Here is a 17,651-nt window from a genome sequence, read left to right as displayed (position 1 = left end):
CCGGTGGAGATGGGGACAAGTGTGTACCCCGTAACGCGTTCGAAACGCCCCCGGACGGGGGTCGCGTTGCGCTGGGGTTCAGGTTTCTGCGTCAATGGGGTCACCCGAACCGACCCTGATTCCCCAACGTCGCGGAATCTCCACCTCGAACGTTGAAGCAGGGATCAGTGTTCACCTTCATTCTGCAGATCAGGCAGATGGTCGAAGGCCACCCCGAGTTCTACCTGTTCGCCGTGTACTCCGCGGTGATCTGGTTGCTCTGGTTGGTCAAGGTCGTCATCTCCGCCCGCTACCGCCCGTTCACCGGCACCTTCGTCGGTACCACCAGCGTCGTCGTCCCCGTCGTGGACGAACCGCTCGACCTGTTCCGCGACGTCATCGGTCGCATGGTCGAGCAGCGACCCGGCGAGATCATCGTCGTCATCAACGGCGCCCGCAACGAGGCGCTCGAAGCCGTCTGCGACGAGTTCGCCCCGCTCGTCCGCTGGACCCACACGCCCATCCCGGGCAAGCGGAACGCCGTCAAGGTCGGCACCGAGATGTCCAACGGCGACATCACGGTGCTCGTCGACTCGGACACCGTCTGGACCCCCGGCGCGCTCGAGGAACTCCTCAAGCCGTTCGCCGACGAGTCCGTCGGCGGTGTCACGACCCGGCAGCGCATCCTCGAACCCGAGCGCAGCTGGATCACCCGCTGGGCCGACTGGCTCGAGAACTCGCGGGCGCTCTACTCGATGCCCGCGCAGAGCGTCCTCGGGCAGATCGGCTGCCTGCCCGGGCGCACGATCGCCTTCCGGCGGAGCATCCTGATGCGCGTCATGGACAAGTTCATGCACGAGAAGTTCATGGGTGTGTTCCTCGAGGTCTCCGACGACCGCACGCTCACGAACCTCACGCTCAAGGAGGGGTACCGGACCGTCTACCAGTACACCTCGCTGGTCTACACGGACGCTCCGCTGCAGGTGAAGAAGCTGTTCAAGCAGCAGCTCCGCTGGGCCCGCGGCTCGCAGTACAACACGTTGCGCATGCTGCCGTGGATGCTCGGTCACGCCCCGGTGCTCGCGGCGTTCTTCATCACCGACATCATCCTGCCGTTCATGCTCTTCGGTGTGATCGCCGGTTGGATCTACCGGGCCTTCACCGGGCAGGGCGAGAACCTGTACCAGGGCATCCTGTCGCAGTACGGCTTCTCGACGGGCTTCGTCTACGTCGCCGCCCTGATGGTCGTCTCGTCGGTGCTCAGCATGGCCATCCGGCAGATGCGCCACCTGGCCGAGAAGCCGAGTGACTTCTTCCGCCTGCCGATGTTCATCATCGTGTCGACGTTCTTCCTCATGCCGATCCGGCTCATCGGCTTCTTCCGCCTGGCGCACGCGTCCGGCTGGGGGACCCGCGCCGGCGCTTATGCCGGCGGTCCGATGCAGGAGGACCCGTCCGACGCCGCGCAGCCGTCGTCCTTCGGCACCCAGTCCCCGGTCAGCCCGATCGACGCCGCGGACCGTGCCCGGGCCGTCGACGGACGCGTGCCGCTCGGGAGCGACCAGGTGGCAGTGGACCGCGCGTTCGACGAGCTCTTCGGGGCCGACGCCACCACCAACTCCACCACGACCGTGCTCGCGACCCGGCGCGAGGCCGCTGCCGCAGCAGCAGTGCAGCCCGCAGCCCCACGGACCGCCCCCGTGAAGGCCCGCCGGTACAACCCGTATGCCGCGATCCCGTACTGCATCGGCATCGCGATCTTCGTCCTGGAGGCCTTCCTCATTGTCTGACATCATCCGCTCCTCCAGTACCTGGTGGGCGCAGTCGAGCAAGCACGCCCGCTGGACGGCCGTCGGCACGACCGCCATCGTCCTCGCCCTCGCCCTCATCACGTGGTCGGTCTGGGTCTCCCCGGCCGGCCCCGTCTCCACCGCCGTGCACCAGGCCCTCGGGGTCACCGCCCCGAAGGCCAAGAAGGTGTCCGCCGCCGAACTGCAGACACAGCTCGACGCCGCCCAGGACCGCATCTGGGCGCTCGAGGGCAAGCTCGACTCCCGCACCGCCCAGGCCGGGTCGCGTGGCGACCAGATCACGGAGCTCAAGGCGCAGGTCGCGTCGCTCCAGTCCCAGCTCGGTTCCGCGAAGGGCTCGGGAGGCTCGTCCTCCGTCAACGCGTCGGGTTCCGGTGTGAACGGGGCCGGCACCTCGGGCTCCGGCTCGGGTTCCGGGACCGGCGGGTCCGCCGTCTCCGACAACGGGTCCGGGTCGGGTTCCGGCTCCGGTTCCGGCGGTAGCTCGGCCGGTGGGTCGGGTTCGAGTGGCGGCTCCGGCGGCTCGGGTGGTGGCTCCGGTGGGGTCACGAACCCGAACCCCGGCCCGTCGACCGACCCGGGCACCACGCCCGTGGCGGTCCCGACCAAGGCGGACATCCTCGGGCAGCAGTCCCGCTGGTACGGCCTGTACACGGCGCAGTCCCCGTTCAACTGGTCCGAGTACGACCAGGTCTCGCAAGAGGTGGGGAAGGCGACGAACATGGTCGGCTTCTTCCAGGGCTTCGACCAGGACTTCAACCAGAACGCGGTCCAGCGCTCGTGGGCGAACGGTCGTCTGCCGATGATGACGTGGGAGTCGGTGCCCGCGAAGACGGGCAACGACGAGCCGTACGTCGAGGGCTACACCAACGAGGACGTCATCTCCGGCAAGTTCGACGCCTACCTGACGCAGTACGCCAAGTCCCTGGCGGCGAACGGCCAGCCGCTCGTCATCCGGTTCGACCACGAGATGAACGGCCAGTGGTACAACTGGTCCGAATCCGCGAAGCAGCAGAACGCCGCCGGCTCGTACACCGCGATGTGGCAGCACGTCTGGAACGTCTTCCAGGCCAACGGCGCGAACCAGTACGCCATCTGGGACTGGTCGCCGTCGCGCATCGACAAGCTCGGCAACGCGAAGTACCAGACGCTCGAGTACATGCAGAACTACTACCCGGGCGCCGAGTACGTCGACTGGGTCGGCATGAGCGGCTACTACCGTGACGCCACCGAGCAGCCGACCTTCGAGAACACCTTCGGTGCGACGCTCGCCCAGATCCGGCAGGTCGCGCCGGGCAAGGGCATCGTGCTCAACGAGATCGGGGCCACCGAGACCGGGGGCAGCGTCTCGAACCCCCAGAAGACCCAGTGGATCAACTCGCTCTTCGACGCCCTGGCCGACCCCGCCAACTCGGACATCATCGGCTTCGCGTACTTCAGCGAGACCGCGACCACGATCGTCGACGGCACACGCACCACGAACGACTGGCGGCTCAACTCGCGAGCCGACTCCCTGGCGGCCTTCGCCGAGGGCATCAAGCGCAACGACATCGACTACGACCTGCAGGAGGTCACGCCATGACCGCGTCCAAGAAGTCGCCCGACCAGGCCGACACCCGTCCCGCACCCGTCATCAGCGTCATCGGTACCGGCTACCTCGGTGCCACCCACGCGGCCGCCATGGCCGAGATGGGCTTCGAGACCATCGGCGTGGACGTCGACCCGGCGAAGCTCGCCGCGTTGTCCGCCGGCGAGGTTCCGTTCTTCGAACCCGGCCTGCCCGAGCTCATCACGAAGCACGTCGCGAGCGGCAAGCTCCGGTTCACGGCGGACATCGCCTCGGCCGTCGCCGCTGCGGACGTCCACTTCGTCTGCGTCGGCACCCCGCAGAAGGCGGGCTCGCACGCCGCCAACCTGGCGTACGTCGAGAGCGCCACCCGCGGCGTCGCCGAGAACCTCACCCACCCGGGACTCATCGTCGGCAAGTCGACGGTCCCGGTCGGCACCGCGGCGCGACTGCGCGGCATCGTCCGCGAGTTCACCCCCTCGGGGATCGACGCCGAGCTCATCTGGAACCCGGAGTTCCTCCGCGAGGGCAAGGCCGTCGAGGACACCCTGCACCCGGACCGCCTGGTCTGGGGCGGCGCGTCCGAGGCTGCCGACGCCGTCATCCGCGAGGTCTACGCTGCGCCGATCAGCGAGGGCACACCGGTCATCACCACCGACCTCTCCACCGCGGAGCTCGTCAAGGTGAGCGCCAACGCGTTCCTCGCCACGAAGATCTCGTTCATCAACGCGATCTCCGAGATGTGCGCGATCACCGGCGCCGACGTGTCGACCCTCGCCGACGCCCTCGGCCACGACGCCCGCATCGGCCGCAAGTTCCTGAACGCCGGCCTCGGGTTCGGCGGCGGGTGCCTGCCGAAGGACATCCGGGCGCTCATGTACCGCGCGAACGAGATCGGTGCTGGCCAGGTCGTCGGCCTCATGCAGCAGGTCGACGAGATCAACATGGGCCAGCGCCAGCGGGTCATCGACATGGCGATCGACTCGGCCGGGGGATCGGTGCTGAACCGTCGCGTGGCCGTCATCGGCGCCGCGTTCAAGCCCCTGACCGACGACGTGCGGGACTCCCCGGCGCTCAACGTGGCCGCTGCACTCCACCTGCGCGGCGCCCAGGTCACCCTCTGGGACCCCGAGGCGATGGAGCCGGCGAAGCGCTCGTTCCCGACGCTGAGCTACGCCGCGTCGATGGCGGACGCGATCGAGGGCGCCGACGTCGTCCTGGTGCTCACCGAGTGGGACGAGATCATCACCGCCGACCCGGTCGCCCTCGGTGACCTCGTCGGTCGCCGCGTCGTGATCGACGCGCGCAACTGCCTCCCGGTCCACGACTGGGTCAAAGCGGGGTGGACCGTCCGTTCCCTGGGGCGGCCCACGCCGGTCACGGGTGCACCCGTGAGCGTCGCAGCGGGGACGAACGACTCGTTGGCCACGGCTCGCTAGTCACCGTTCGCGAAGCGGGGTCCGTGCCGGGCGGCACGGACCCCGTTCCCGTGTGCGCGGTGCCGGGTCGGATCGTGCACAGGTGGTCGAAACGGGCGTACCTGGTCGGAACTTTCGACCAGGTACGCCCGATTCGGCTTCCCAGTCCGGGCGCGATGGGAAGGAACGTGCGTCGCGACCAGCCTGGAGGCCCAGTGCCGGCCCGCCGGACCGGCACCGGGCCTCCAGGCGGTCGCGTCCGTACCCCCCCGCCAAAGCGACACATTCCTGCGGATGGTTTGCGGCACACTGTCGCTGTCGCGACACACACACGAAGGCCCCGCACCTGACGGTGCGGGGCCTTCGTGTGTCAGCGAGGATCAGACGCCGAAGTACAGCTCGTACTCGAACGGGTGCGGGCGCTGGGCCAGCGGGAGGATCTCGTTCTCACGCTTGTAGTCGATCCAGGTCTGGATGAGGTCCTCGGTGAAGACGTTGCCCTTCGTGAGGAACTCGTGGTCCGCCTCGAGGAAGTCGAGCGCCTCGTCGAGGGAGCCGGGGACCTGCGGGATGCCCTTTGCTTCCTCGGGCGGGAGCTCGTAGAGGTCCTTGTCGACGGGCTCGTGCGGCTCGATGCGGTTCTGGATGCCGTCGAGGCCCGCCATCAGCTGCGCGGCGAAGGCGAGGTACGGGTTGCCCGAGGCGTCCGGCGCGCGGAACTCGATGCGCTTGGCCTTCGGGTTGGTGCCCGTGATCGGGATGCGGATCGCAGCCGAACGGTTACCGGCCGAGTAGACCAGGTTGACCGGAGCCTCGAAGCCCTTGACCAGGCGGTGGTACGAGTTGATCGACGGGTTGGTGAAGGCGAGCAGCGCCGGAGCGTGCTTCAGCAGACCGCCGATGTACCAACGGGCCAGGTCGGACAGGCCGCCGTAGCCGTTCTCGTCGTAGAAGAGCGGCTTGCCGTCCGACCAGAGCGACTGGTGGGTGTGCATGCCCGAGCCGTTGTCGCCGAAGAGCGGCTTCGGCATGAACGTGGCGACCTTGCCCCACTGGTCCGCCGTGTTCTTGACGATGTACTTGAACTTCAGGATGTCGTCCGCGGCGTGGACCATCGTGTCGAACTTGTAGTTGATCTCCTGCTGGCCGCCGGTACCCACCTCGTGGTGCGAGCGCTCGAGCTCGAAGCCCGCGTCGATCAGCTTGAGGGTGATGTCGTCGCGCAGGTCGGCGGTCTTGTCGACCGGCGACACGGGGAAGTAGCCGCCCTTGTACGGGGTCTTGTTGGCGAGGTTGCCGCCCTCTTCGTCACGACCGGTGTTCCAGGCGCCCTCTTCGGAGTCGACCGCGTAGAACGACTCGTTCTGGGTGACGGAGTAGCGGACGTCGTCGAAGATGTAGAACTCGGCCTCGGGGGCGAAGAACGCGGTGTCCGCGATGCCCGTCGACGCGAGGTACTTCTCGGCCTTCTTCGCCACCTGGCGCGGGTCGCGGCCGTAGATCTCGCCGTTCCGCGGGTTGTAGATGTCGAAGATCATGATGAGCGTGCGCTCGGCGCGGAACTGGTCCACGTAGGCGGTGGTCACATCGGGGATCAGCTGCATGTCGGACTCGTGGATCGACGCGAACCCGCGGATCGAGGAGCCGTCGAAGAGCTGGCCGACCGAGAAGAAGTCCTCGTCGACGGTCGAGGCGGGGATGTTGAAGTGCTGCTGCACACCCGGCAGGTCCGTGAATCGGATGTCGAGGAACTTGACGTCGGTGTCCTTGATGAAGGCCAGGACCTCGGAGGAATCGCTGAACATGGGGGCCGATCTCCAATGGGTTGGGTGATGTCGGAGGTACCGATCAAGGCACCTCCGACGAGGCTATTGACACGGGGTTTCCCGGACGTGACTGAATTGTTTCGGGCGTGTTACGGGCGGCAGGTCGCCTACGCTTGGGGGCATGGCCCGCAGCTCCTCCAGTCCGTCCGCGCCCTCCGAGCACCCCGACGGCTGGCCGGGCAAGGACCTCGGTCTGCCGGAGGAAGGACCCCGCAGCGTCGGGCGGATCGGACGGCGGATCGTCGCCCTGCTCATCGACGGTGCCCTCGCCGACCTCATCGCCTACGTGACCGGGGTCTGGTCGCCGGTGAACGGTTCCGGCGACATCGCGCACTCGTGGGTGCAGTTGGCGATCTTCGCCGCGCTCCAGGTGCTCTTCATCTGCCTGTTGTCCGGCTCGTTCGGGCACATCTGCGTCGGGCTGCGCGTCGTGCCGATGCGCGGGGGCTACGTGGGGGTGTGGCGTCCGGTCGTCCGGACCGTCCTGCTCTGCCTGGTGGTGCCGGCGCTCATCATCGACCGGGACAGCCGCGGTGCCCACGACCGCATCGCCGGCACGGTGCTCGTCCGCCGCTGACCGGCGCCCCGCGCCACCGGTCGCACGCACGGTGCGAGGTTGATCACTCCGTGCGTCGTTCCGTCCTCGCACCGAGTGAACAACCTCGCACCACCTGCCGCCACCAGCGACCGCAACGCACGCACGCAGAACGCCCCCGACCTGGCACGGTCGGGGGCGTTCTGCGTGGTGGTTCGGGGACGGGTCAGCGCGGACGTCCGGCACGGGCGCGCATCGGGTCCATGCCCTTCGGGATCGCAGCGGCGGGGCTCTGCGTCAGTGAGTCGAGGCGGTTCGCGACGGCCAGGACCTCGTTGCGGTTGAGCGACTTCTTGAACTTGTTCATGGCACGGGGGAGCTTGTGCAGCGTGAGGGTGTCGTCGCCGTCACCGACGCTGACCACGTGGACCGCGACGTTCGGGACGATGCGCTGCACCTTGCGACGCTCTTCGTCGACCTGACGCTTCAGGTTGCCGCGCTGGCCCTCGGTGATGAGGACGACGCCGGGGCGACCCACCGCGCGGTAGACGGCGGACTGCGAGCGACCGTGCACGGCGACGGGCATCTCGCTGGAGCGCCACTGCCGACGGAGCGAGTTGGAGAGCACCGCACCGACGGCGCCGGGCTGGCCCTCGATCTGCGAGTACGCCGCCCGCTCGGCCAGCCGGCCGAGGACGATGAGGAAGAGCAGCACGCCCATCAGGACACCGGCGACGATCCACAGGATCATCGCGAGCCAGTTCTGGCCCGGGAGCACCAGCGCCAGCACGATGCCGAGGACGACGGGGCCGACGAATGCGAGGGCGAACCACCAGACGGACGACGGGTCGGCCCGTCGGGTCATCTGGAAGACCTGGAACATCTGCTTGAGACGCCCCGGCTCCTTCGCCTTCGTGTCTGTGGAAGTGCTGCGTGCCATGCTGACAGGATACGGCCTCCGCGGTCCGGGGGAGACCGCAGTCGGTCCGGCTGTGCGCGAACACGCGTTGTCCACAGACCGGGCAGGACGGACAGGAGGCCCGGCTCGCCTCCGCCACGCTCGTCACCATGGACCCGAGCACCGACCAGAGCGTCGACGACGCCCGCAGCGACCGTTGGGTCGCGCCGGCCGACGACGCTGCCGTGGCGGCCTGGATCGCGGACCGGTGCGCCACCGGACACCGGCACCTGGTGCCCGTCGAGGCGGTGGGCCGGACCGGGGCCGGCGGGCTCGTGACCCTGCTCGACCGCCCACGCGGGACGCCGCTCCCGGTGGCGCTGGACCGTCTCGGCACCCCGACGACCGGGGTCGCGGTGACCCTCTGCGTCCCGCTCCTCGAGCTCCTCGTCGCGGCCGTGGACGGCGCGGTGCGGCTCGGCGTCGCGGGGATCGACGACGTCCTGGTGGACGACGCGGGCGCCGTGGTGCTGTGCGACCGCCCGGCTGGAGCCGTCCGCGACGGCACGGAGCTGCCCGGTGACGATGCTGCACGGGTCCTCGTGCTCGCCGCCCGGGTCGTCTGGGACCGCGTCGACCCGCGCGATCGGAGTCGCGACGAGGTGGACGCTGCGCTCCTCGCGGCGCTCGACGGCGACCGCAGCACCGTGTGTGCGGCGCTCGAGGCGGTCTGGGGTGCGGCGCCGCCGCGGCCGTTCCGGTGGGCCCCACCGCCGGCCGACCTGGTGTTCGTCGAGGCAGACCCGCCGGTCGACACGACGGGCCCGGTGGCTCGGCTGCGCGAGGTCGTCGAGCGCGGCATCCCGCTCGGTGCTGGTCGGCGGTTGCCGCTCCGCCGCGCCGTGGTCGGTGTCGTCGTCGCGATCGGTACGGTCGTCGCCGCGGTGTCCGTGCTCGGTGCCGGAACGGACACCGGGACCGGTGCGGGTGGTGGTGGCTGACGCGCCCGGACACCCCCGGACGCCGACGAACCGGAGCGGGAACGGGAACGGCCCCGGCTCCCCACGAGGGGGAACCGGGGCCGTCGGCCGTGGTGCTGGGGTGCTGGGGTCAGTACCCGAGGTTGGGGGCGAAGTTGCCCGCTTCCAGGCGGTTCTTGACCGCGACCAGGTAGCGCGAGGCGTCCGCACCGTCGATGATCCGGTGGTCGTACGACAGCGCGAGGTACACGAACGAACGGATCGCGATCGCTTCCTGGCCGTCGACCTTCACGACCGCGGGACGCTTCGTGACGATGCCGGTCCCGAGGATCGCCGACTGCGGCAGGAACACCACGGGGGTGTCGAACAGCGCGCCACGCGAACCGGTGTTCGTCAGCGTGAACGTCCCGCCGGCGAGCTCGTCGGGCTTGAGCTGGTTGTTCCGGGTACGCTCCGCCAGGTCCGCGATGGACTTCGAGAACTGCGCCAGGTCGAGCGAGGCTGCGTCCTTGATGACCGGGGTCAGCAGGCCGCGCTCGGTGTCCACCGCGATGGAGACGTTCTCGGACTCCGGGTAGACGATCTCGTCGCCCTCCACGGTCGAGTTGATCTTCGGGTGGGCCTTGAGCGCCTCGGACGCCGCCAGGGCGAAGAACGGCATGAACGAGAGCTTCGAACCGGTCTTCTCGAGGAACTCCGCCTTGTGGGCGTCGCGGAACTGCGCCACCTTCGTGACGTCCACCTCGACGACGCTCGTGAGCTGCGCGGTCGAGGTCATCGACTGCACGGCGCGCTCGGCCACGACCTTGCGCAGGCGGGTCATCTTCTCGCGGGTGCCGCGCAGCGGCGAGACCTCGGCGACGAACGGACCGGACGCGGCGGCGGGTGCAGCTGCACCACCGGCGGCCGGGGCCTTCGCGACGGCCGCGAGCACGTCCTCCTTGCGGATGCGCCCGCCGACACCGGAACCGGTGACGGTGGACAGGTCGACGCCCTGCTCGTTCGCCAGCTTGCGGACGAGCGGCGTGACGTAGCCGGAGGCTGCGCCGTCCTGCGTCGGGTTCGGCACCGCGGCGGCGGTGGTCGCGCTCGGCGCGGCCGGTGCGGGCGCAGCAGCTGCCGGCGCCGGGACGGCGGCCGGGGGTGCGGCGGCGGGCGGCGGGACCGGAGCAGCCTGCGGGACCGGAGCGGCTGCGGGCGGTGCGGACGGGGCCTGCGGGGCCGCGGGCTGCGTCTGTCCGGCGGGGGCCGGCTCGGGCTCGGTGGGCTCCGGGGCGGGGGTCTCGGACTCCTGCTCGGTGCTCGGCTCGGCCTCGGGGGCCTCTGCCTCGGCAGCGGCTTCGTTCGAGGACTCGTCGGACGAACCGGAGTCGGAGGAACCGGAGTCGGAGGAGCCGTCGCCGATCTTCACCAGCGCGGTGCCGACCTCGACGGTCTCGTCCTCCTGCACGAGGATCTCCTCGATGACGCCGGCGACGGGCGACGGGATCTCGGTGTCGACCTTGTCGGTCGAGACCTCGAGCAGCGGCTCGTCGACCTCGACCCGGTCACCGACGTTCTTCAGCCATCGGGTCACCGTGCCCTCGGTGACGCTCTCGCCGAGCGCCGGGAGGCTGACGGATTCGCTCATCGGGTGGACTCCTCTTCGCGGGGGGTTGCAGTTGTTGTGGATGTCATTGTCACAGGGCGCGGACTCGTGCGGGTCACAGCGCGTGCAGCGGCTTGCCCGCGAGGTGCATGAACGCCTCGCCCAGGGCCTCGTTCTGCGTCGGGTGCGCGTGCACGAGCGGAGCGATGTCCTCCGGGTACGCCTCCCAGTTCACGGCGAGCTGGGCTTCACCGATGAGCTCGCCGACGCGGGCGCCGATCATGCTCACGCCGACGACGGGGCCGTCGACGACGCGGACGACCTTGACCGAACCGGACGTGCCGATGATGTGGCTCTTGCCGTTGCCGGCCAGGTTGTACTCGTACGAGTCCACCTTGTCGGCGCCGTACTCGGCCTCGGCCTTGGCCTGCGACAGGCCGACGGAGGCGACCTCGGGGTCGGAGTACGTGATCTTCGGGATGTTCTTGTCCTCGATGATCACCGGGTTCAGGCCGGCGATCTCCTCGGCGACGAAGATGCCCTGCTGGAAGCCGCGGTGTGCGAGCTGCAGGCCGGGGACGATGTCGCCGACCGCGTAGACGTTCGGCAGGTTGGTGGCGAGGCGCTCGTTCGTGGTGACGAAGCCGCGGTCCATGGCGACGCCGACCTCGTCGAAGCCGACGTTCTGCGTGACCGGGCCACGACCGACCGCGACGAGCAGGACGTCGCCGTCGAAGGTCTTGCCGTCCTCGAGCGTCACGACGACGCCGTTCTCGTGCTGCTCGACGCCCTGGAACCGGACACCGAGCGAGAACTCGATGCCGCGCTTGCGGAAGGCGCGCTCGAGCTGCTTCGACATCGACTCGTCCTCAGCGGGGACGAGGTGGGGGAGCGCCTCGACGATCGTGACCTCGGCGCCGAAGGACTTCCAGACGCTGGCGAACTCGACGCCGATGACGCCGCCGCCCAGGATGACGACCTTGTTCGGCACGTAGTCCATGCGCAGTGCGGTCTCGGAGGTGATGACGCGGCCGCCGATCTCGAGCCCGGGCAGGGACTTCGAGTAGGAGCCGGTCGCGAGCACGACGTTCTTGCCGACGATGTTCTGGTCGCCGACCTGCACGGTGTTCTGCGAGGTCAGTCGACCCCAGCCCTCGACGACGGTGATGCCGCGGGCCTTGATGAGGCCCTGCAGGCCCTTGTACTTCGAGGTGATGACGCCCTGCTGGTACTCGATGACCTTCGGGACCTCGACACCGGCGAACTCCGCGATCACGCCGTACTTCTCGGCGTCGCGCGTCGCGTCGGCGACCTCGGCCGCGTGCAGCAGCGCCTTGGTGGGGATGCAGCCACGGTGCAGGCACGTCCCTCCGAGCTTGTCGCCCTCGATGAGCGCGACGCTCATGCCGAGTTCGGCGGCCCGGAGCGCAGCGGCGTAGCCACCGCTCCCGCCACCGAGGACCACGACGTCGTAAGTCTGTTCCGTCACCTGGTGCAACTCCCTCGTGCGTGTCGGGCCGATCGGGCCCTACGTGGACACCGCGGGGGCGGCGTCCGACGGTCGGACCGCGTGGTTCCGGTCCCGTCCCGTGCAGTACCGGTGGGAGGCGCGTCGATGCCCCGTCCCACCGGTACCAAACCTACTACTCGGACTGGAGGTCTTCTGCGAGCGCGATGAGCGTGCGGACCATCACACCCGTCGCGCCCTTGCCGAGCCACCCGTAGCCGCCGCCCTTGTGCTCGGACGGACCGGCGATGTCGAGGTGCGCCCACGGGATGCCCTCGCCGACGAAGCGCTCCAGGAACTTGCCCGCGAGCAGCATGCCGCCGGCGGGGTTGCCGACCGTGGCGTTGACCATGTCGGCGACGTCGCTGGCGAGCCGGGCGTCGAGTTCCTCGGGCAGGGGCATCGGCCAGATCGGCTCCGACACGCCCTCGGCCACGGCACGGAGCTTCGCGACGAGGTCGTCGCTGCCCATCAGGCCGGTGGTGCGGTCGCCGAGCGCGACGACCTGCGCACCGGTCAGGGTGGCCACGTCGACGATGGCGTCGGGCGTCTCGAGCGAGGCGGCGGCCATGCCGTCGCCGAGCACCAGGCGGCCCTCGGCGTCGGTGTTCGTGACCTCGACGGTCTTGCCGTTCTTGAGGGTGAGGACGTCACCCGGGCGGGTCGCCGTGCCCGACGGCATGTTCTCGGCGAGTGCGAGCCAGGCGGTGACGCGCACGTCGAGGCCCAGGCGTGCGGCGGCGACGGTCGCGGCGAGCACCGTGGCGGCGCCGGTCATGTCGGTCTTCATGCCGAGCATCGACGCCGCCGGCTTGAGCGAGAGCCCGCCCGAGTCGAACGTGATGCCCTTGCCGACGAGGGCGAGGTGCTTCGTGGCGGACTCCGGTGCGTATCGGACGACGACCAGGCGCGGGGGACGCGCCGAACCACGGCCGACGCCGAGGATGCCGCCGAAGCCCTGCTCCTCGAGTGCCTGCTCGTCGAGGACCTCGACGGTGAGCGGGAGGTCCGAGGCGAGCCCGGTCGCCACGTCGGCGACGTCCTGTGGTCCCAGGTCGCCGGCGGCGGTGTTCACGAGGTCGCGGACCAGCGACGCGGCGTCGGCCACGATCGCCGGACGGACCGCGGCGTCCGTCGCGGCGGACGGCGCGAGGACCGTCACGCGCTGGTCGCCACGCGTCGGCCCGGTCGTGCCGGCGCCCTTGTGCCGCGTGAAGGCGTAGGCGCCGAGCGCGGCGCCCTCGAGCGCTGCCTCGACGAGTGCGTCGGTGTCGGTCGGCAGCGCGAGGGCGATCGACGCGGCGTGCGGCAGCTGGCGGACGGCGCTGCCGGCGGCCGAGCGGTACGCGGCGGCGTCGGTCCCGGTGCCGAGCCCGATGAGCGCGATGCTCGCGGCGTCGACGCCGACGGCCGGGATGCGCACGAGTTGGTCCTTGGCGCCCGTCGCGCCGATCGCCGCGAGGTCGAGGTCGTCGAGCGCGGAGAACGGTGTCGTGGCCGGCTGGGCGATCGTCGCGGGGGCGCCGTCGGCACCGGGTCGGACGCCGACCACGAGGACGTCGGCGGAGATCGAGGAGGGGGCGGAGGAGTCGGTGGAGAGCGTCGGTCGGACCATGCTCCAACCCTATCCACGCACTGTTCGCTGTCGGCGTGGCCGTCCCGCGCGGGGGCATCGGTGGCCCCGCCTAGCATGGGGACGGTGAACCACCCCGAGGAGCTCTACACGTTCGACGAGGCCGCCCCGACCGTCCCGGCCGGGCTGCACCTGGTCGCCGGGCTCACCGGCTTCGCGGACGCCGGTTCGGCCGTTGCCCAGGTGACGACGTCGGTGCTCGACGACCTCGACACCCAGCTCGTCGCCGAGTTCGACCCCGACGTGCTGCTCGACTGGCGTGCACGCCGGCCCGTCATCACCTTCGAGCACGACCACATCGCCGCCGTGGAGCCGCCCCGGCTGGCGCTGCACCTCGTGCGTGACGAGATCGGCCAGCCGTTCCTGTTCCTGTCCGGCTACGAGCCGGACTTCCAGTGGAACCGGTTCGTGGACGCCGTCACCGGCCTCGCCGCCCAGCTCCAGGTCGCGGACACCACCTGGGTGCAGTCGATCCCGATGCCGGTCCCGCACACCCGCCCGATCAGCCTGACCGTCTCCGGCACCCGCGCCGACCTCGTCGAGCAGATGAGCGTCTGGAAGCCCGAGACCCAGGCGCCGGCGAACGTCCTGCACCTCGTCGAGCACCGGCTCGCATCCACCGGCGCGCAGGTCACCGGGCTCGTCCTGCTCGTCCCGCATTACCTGTCGGACACCGAGTTCCCGGACGCGGCCGTCGCAGCCCTGTCCGGCATCGCTGCGGCCACCGGCCTCATCTTCCCGACGGACGCCCTGCGCGAAGCGGGTCGGGAGTTCCTCACCCGGGTCGAGGAGCAGGTCGCCGGCAACGCCGAGCTGCAGCGACTCGTCGGTGTGCTCGAGGAACGGCACGACACGTACATGGAGGGCAACCCGGTCGCGTCGCCGCTCACGGACGTCGACGGCGAGGTGCCGACCGCGGACGCGATCGCGGCCGAGCTCGAGCGCTTCCTGGCGGATCGTCGCACCCAGGGTGACGGCGGCGAGTAGCCGGGTCGGGCCCTGAACGGTCCGGAACGGCGGCCTGGAGGCCCGGGGCGGGCCCGCACCGTCCCTCCCGTCGGTCGTCCGGTCGCGACCAGGACGTCACCTGCGTCGGCGACACACGTCGCGTATCCGACTCCGCCGGATCGGTAGCCTGTCGGGGTGAACTCCCGTCGCGCGTACCTGATCTGGGGCATCGCGGTGCTCGCCTACGTCCTGGCGGTCGTGCAGCGGTCCTCGCTCGGGGTGTCCGGGGTGGCCGCGCAGGACCGGTTCGCCGTCTCGGCGGCGGTGTTGTCCACGCTCGCGGTCGTGCAGATCGCCGTGTACGCCGGACTCCAGATCCCGGTGGGCGTCGCGCTCGACCGGGTGGGGCCGCGCAAGCTCGTCCTGCTCGGCGCCGCGCTGCTCGTGGTCGGCCAGGCCGTCGTGGCCTTCTCGCCGACGATCGGCCCGGCGATCGCGGGCCGGGTGCTCGTGGGCGCCGGCGACGCGATGACGTTCATCTCGGTGATCCGCCTGGTGCCGATGTGGTTCAGCGGCCGGATCCTGCCGCAGATCTCGCAGTGGACGGGCAACCTCGGGCAGATCGGCCAGATCCTGTCGGCGTTCCCGTTCGCCGTGCTCCTGCACGCCGCGGGGTGGACGCCCGCGTTCGGGGTCGCCGCCGCCGCGAGTGCCGTCGGGCTCGTCCTGGCGTTCGTCTTCGTCCGCAACGGCCCCGTGGTCGTGCGGACCGGAACGATCCCGCTGCCGCACTCGTGGGGCGCCGCGTTCCGGACGTTCGGGCACGCGTTGCGTCGGCCGGGCACGCAGCTCGGGTTCTGGTCCCACTACGTGACGCAGTCGTCCGGCACGGTGTTCTCGCTGCTGTGGGGCGTCCCGATGCTCCGCGGGCTCGGGTACAGCCCCGCCGAGGCCGCCGGCTTCCTGACGATCATCGTCGCCGTGGGCTTCGTGGCCGGGCCGGTGCTCGGGCTGCTGTGCGCGCGGTTCCCGATGCGCCGCTCGAACCTCGTGCTCGGCGTGGTCGTGCTGCTCGCCGTGGTGTGGACCGCGATCCTGCTCTGGCCCGGCCACCCGCCGACCTGGCTGCTCGTGCTCCTCGTCGTGGCGATGGGCATCGGCGGCCCCGGTTCGCTGATCGGGTTCGACTTCGCCCGGACGTTCAACCCCGTGGGTTCCCTCGGGTCCGCGAACGGCGTCGTCAACGTCGGCGGGTTCCTGGCGGCCTTCGTGATGATGTACCTGATCGGGCTGCTGCTCGACGTGATGTCCCGCGTCACCGGTGAGACCGTGTTCGCCTGGGACAACTTCCGCGTGGCCCTCACGGTGCAGTACCTGGTGGTCGGGTTCGGTGTCGCGATGCTCCTGCACGCCCGGCACCGCACGCGCCGGGTGCTCCACGCGGAGGAGGGAATACGCGTCGGACCGCTCTGGGTTGCACTCGTTGCGCGCCTGCGGAAGCGGCACGTGCAATAATGATCACGGACCCACTCAGGACCCCCATCCTGTCGGAGCACTTCGGAGCGCCGATCAACCCGGGGGACTTGACATGGGTCTTAGTGCTGCCCGGAACGGTAGGACTCGACGACGCGGGGGACTGCGGCTCGGGCCCTGGGCGGCGAGGGAGGCCACGACCCCACGAACGTGGCACGACGAGAGAGGTGATCGCATGGCTGCCCGGAGCACGACGATCGATCCCACGAAGGACACTCAGCCCGAAGGTGCTGTGGCAGAGGACGCCACGGACGCCGAGGGAACCGCCGCGCCGAAGAAGCGCGCCACCAAGGCCCCCGCCAAGAAGGCCCCGGCCAAGAAGGCCGCCCCGAAGGCGAAGAAGGTCGACCCCGTCGACGAGGCGAACGAAGCCACCGACGAGCCGACCGAGGACGTCGAGGACACCGACGACAAGGCGATCAAGCCCGACGCCGCCGCTGCGGTCGCCGCTGGCGCGCTCGTCATCTCGCAGACCGACGACGACGAAGCCCCGGTCTACTCCACGACCATCACGGGTGCGACCGCCGACCCGGTGAAGGACTACCTCAAGCAGATCGGCAAGGTCGCCCTGCTCAACGCCGAGCAGGAGGTCGAGCTCGCGATGCGCATCGAGGCCGGCCTGTTCGCCGAGGACAAGCTGCAGCACTCGACCGGGCTGACCAAGCCGGCCGAGCGTGAGCTGCGCTGGGTCGCCCGCGACGGACAGCGCGCCAAGTCGCACCTGCTCGGCGCGAACCTCCGCCTCGTGGTGTCGCTCGCCAAGCGCTACACCGGCCGTGGCATGCAGTTCCTGGACCTCATCCAGGAGGGCAACCTGGGCCTGATCCGTGCGGTCGAGAAGTTCGACTACACGAAGGGCTTCAAGTTCTCGACCTACGCGACGTGGTGGATCCGCCAGGCGATCACCCGCGCCATGGCCGACCAGGCCCGGACCATCCGCATCCCGGTGCACATGGTCGAGGTCATCAACAAGCTCGCTCGTGTCCAGCGCCAGATGCTGCAGGACCTCGGTCGCGAACCCACTCCGGAAGAGCTCGCCCGCGAGCTCGACATGACCCCGGAGAAGGTCGTCGAGGTGCAGAAGTACGGTCGCGAGCCGATCTCCCTGCACACGCCCCTGGGCGAGGACGGCGACTCCGAGTTCGGTGACCTCATCGAGGACACCGAGGCGGTCGTGCCGGCCGACGCGGTGGGCTTCACCATGCTGCAGAAGCAGCTCGAGAGCCTGCTCGACTCCCTGTCCGAGCGTGAAGCGGGCGTCATCCGCATGCGCTTCGGCCTCGGTGACGGCCAGCCGAAGACCCTCGACCAGATCGGTGACACGTTCGGCGTGACGCGTGAGCGCATCCGTCAGATCGAGTCCAAGACGATGGCGAAGCTCCGCCACCCGTCGCGGTCGCAGTCGCTGCGCGACTACCTCGAGTAGGC

Annotated in this window: 13 protein-coding genes; 8 read left to right on the top strand and 5 right to left on the bottom strand. The window is 70.0% G+C overall.

Annotated features, from left to right (window positions below):
- Positions 1-167: 167 nt before the first annotated feature.
- From EDF23_RS02925 to EDF23_RS02915, 3 genes are read left to right on the top strand one after another with little or no spacing between them, the layout of a single operon-like run.
- Positions 168-1,769: a glycosyltransferase family 2 protein gene (locus EDF23_RS02925; protein WP_131920334.1), complete on the top strand. Its 1,602-nt coding sequence runs from the start codon at positions 168-170 to the stop codon at positions 1,767-1,769.
- Complete coding sequence (locus EDF23_RS02920) at positions 1,762-3,372, top strand: glycosyl hydrolase (protein ID WP_131920333.1); 1,611 nt, start codon at positions 1,762-1,764, stop codon at positions 3,370-3,372. Before EDF23_RS02925 ends, EDF23_RS02920 begins: the two co-directional genes overlap by 8 nt.
- Positions 3,369-4,796, top strand: coding sequence for a UDP-glucose/GDP-mannose dehydrogenase family protein (locus EDF23_RS02915; RefSeq protein WP_131920331.1), 1,428 nt, complete (start codon positions 3,369-3,371; stop codon positions 4,794-4,796). Before EDF23_RS02920 ends, EDF23_RS02915 begins: the two co-directional genes overlap by 4 nt.
- 359 nt (positions 4,797-5,155) lie before the next feature.
- Here the strand turns inward: EDF23_RS02915 and glnA are convergent, their stop codons facing one another.
- Positions 5,156-6,580, bottom strand: a complete 1,425-nt coding sequence (gene glnA / locus EDF23_RS02910) for a type I glutamate--ammonia ligase (RefSeq protein ID WP_111087015.1) — start codon at positions 6,578-6,580, stop codon at positions 5,156-5,158.
- Between the two features lie 142 nt (positions 6,581-6,722).
- Here glnA and EDF23_RS02905 point away from each other — a divergent pair, with 142 nt between their 5' ends.
- Positions 6,723-7,178 carry an RDD family protein gene (locus tag EDF23_RS02905; RefSeq protein ID WP_123292673.1) on the top strand — a complete coding sequence of 152 codons (456 nt, stop codon included), beginning with the start codon at positions 6,723-6,725 and terminating at the stop codon, positions 7,176-7,178.
- A gap of 184 nt (positions 7,179-7,362) precedes the next feature.
- Here the strand turns inward: EDF23_RS02905 and EDF23_RS02900 are convergent, their stop codons facing one another.
- On the bottom strand, positions 7,363-8,076 hold the full coding sequence (locus EDF23_RS02900) for a DUF4191 domain-containing protein (RefSeq protein WP_111087017.1): 714 nt from the start codon (positions 8,074-8,076) through the stop codon (positions 7,363-7,365).
- A gap of 128 nt (positions 8,077-8,204) precedes the next feature.
- On the opposite strand from EDF23_RS02900, the gene EDF23_RS02895 reads away from it, so the two are divergent.
- The gene (locus EDF23_RS02895) at positions 8,205-9,035 is read left to right on the top strand and encodes a hypothetical protein (protein WP_131920329.1); all 831 of its coding nucleotides are present in this window, start codon (positions 8,205-8,207) and stop codon (positions 9,033-9,035) included.
- 109 nt (positions 9,036-9,144) lie between these two features.
- On the opposite strand, the gene sucB is transcribed toward EDF23_RS02895, so the two are convergent.
- From sucB to EDF23_RS02880, 3 genes are all read right to left on the bottom strand, one after another.
- Positions 9,145-10,644, bottom strand: a complete 1,500-nt coding sequence (sucB, locus tag EDF23_RS02890; RefSeq protein WP_131878746.1) for a 2-oxoglutarate dehydrogenase, E2 component, dihydrolipoamide succinyltransferase — start codon at positions 10,642-10,644, stop codon at positions 9,145-9,147.
- A 73-nt stretch (positions 10,645-10,717) separates the two neighbouring features.
- Complete coding sequence (lpdA, locus tag EDF23_RS02885) at positions 10,718-12,091, bottom strand: dihydrolipoyl dehydrogenase (protein ID WP_123292677.1); 1,374 nt, start codon at positions 12,089-12,091, stop codon at positions 10,718-10,720.
- Between the two features lie 154 nt (positions 12,092-12,245).
- Positions 12,246-13,724, bottom strand: a complete 1,479-nt coding sequence (locus tag EDF23_RS02880; protein ID WP_123340515.1) for a leucyl aminopeptidase — start codon at positions 13,722-13,724, stop codon at positions 12,246-12,248.
- 75 nt (positions 13,725-13,799) lie between these two features.
- Here EDF23_RS02880 and EDF23_RS02875 point away from each other — a divergent pair, with 75 nt between their 5' ends.
- From EDF23_RS02875 to EDF23_RS02865, 3 genes are all read left to right on the top strand, one after another.
- Positions 13,800-14,729: a PAC2 family protein gene (locus tag EDF23_RS02875; RefSeq protein WP_131920327.1), complete on the top strand. Its 930-nt coding sequence runs from the start codon at positions 13,800-13,802 to the stop codon at positions 14,727-14,729.
- A 156-nt stretch (positions 14,730-14,885) separates the two neighbouring features.
- Positions 14,886-16,205, top strand: coding sequence for an MFS transporter (locus EDF23_RS02870; RefSeq protein ID WP_131920325.1), 1,320 nt, complete (start codon positions 14,886-14,888; stop codon positions 16,203-16,205).
- 193 nt (positions 16,206-16,398) lie between these two features.
- The gene (locus EDF23_RS02865) at positions 16,399-17,649 is read left to right on the top strand and encodes an RNA polymerase sigma factor (protein WP_123292681.1); all 1,251 of its coding nucleotides are present in this window, start codon (positions 16,399-16,401) and stop codon (positions 17,647-17,649) included.
- The last annotated feature ends 2 nt before the right edge of the window (positions 17,650-17,651 follow it).

This window comes from Curtobacterium sp. PhB128 (assembly GCF_004340725.1).
Taxonomy (GTDB): domain Bacteria; phylum Actinomycetota; class Actinomycetes; order Actinomycetales; family Microbacteriaceae; genus Curtobacterium.
Note: the sequence above shows the minus strand (reverse complement) of the source record. Positions and strands in the feature narration are given on the sequence as shown.

Coding starts and splice junctions, on each gene's coding strand:
- EDF23_RS02915 (WP_131920331.1), top strand. CDS start 3,369: ATGACCGCGTCCAAGAAGTCGCCCGACCAGGCCGACACCCGTCCCGCA.
- glnA (WP_111087015.1), bottom strand. CDS start 6,580: ATGTTCAGCGATTCCTCCGAGGTCCTGGCCTTCATCAAGGACACCGAC.
- EDF23_RS02905 (WP_123292673.1), top strand. CDS start 6,723: ATGGCCCGCAGCTCCTCCAGTCCGTCCGCGCCCTCCGAGCACCCCGAC.
- EDF23_RS02900 (WP_111087017.1), bottom strand. CDS start 8,076: ATGGCACGCAGCACTTCCACAGACACGAAGGCGAAGGAGCCGGGGCGT.
- EDF23_RS02895 (WP_131920329.1), top strand. CDS start 8,205: ATGGACCCGAGCACCGACCAGAGCGTCGACGACGCCCGCAGCGACCGT.
- sucB (WP_131878746.1), bottom strand. CDS start 10,644: ATGAGCGAATCCGTCAGCCTCCCGGCGCTCGGCGAGAGCGTCACCGAG.
- EDF23_RS02880 (WP_123340515.1), bottom strand. CDS start 13,724: ATGGTCCGACCGACGCTCTCCACCGACTCCTCCGCCCCCTCCTCGATC.
- EDF23_RS02875 (WP_131920327.1), top strand. CDS start 13,800: ATGGGGACGGTGAACCACCCCGAGGAGCTCTACACGTTCGACGAGGCC.
- EDF23_RS02865 (WP_123292681.1), top strand. CDS start 16,399: ATGGCTGCCCGGAGCACGACGATCGATCCCACGAAGGACACTCAGCCC.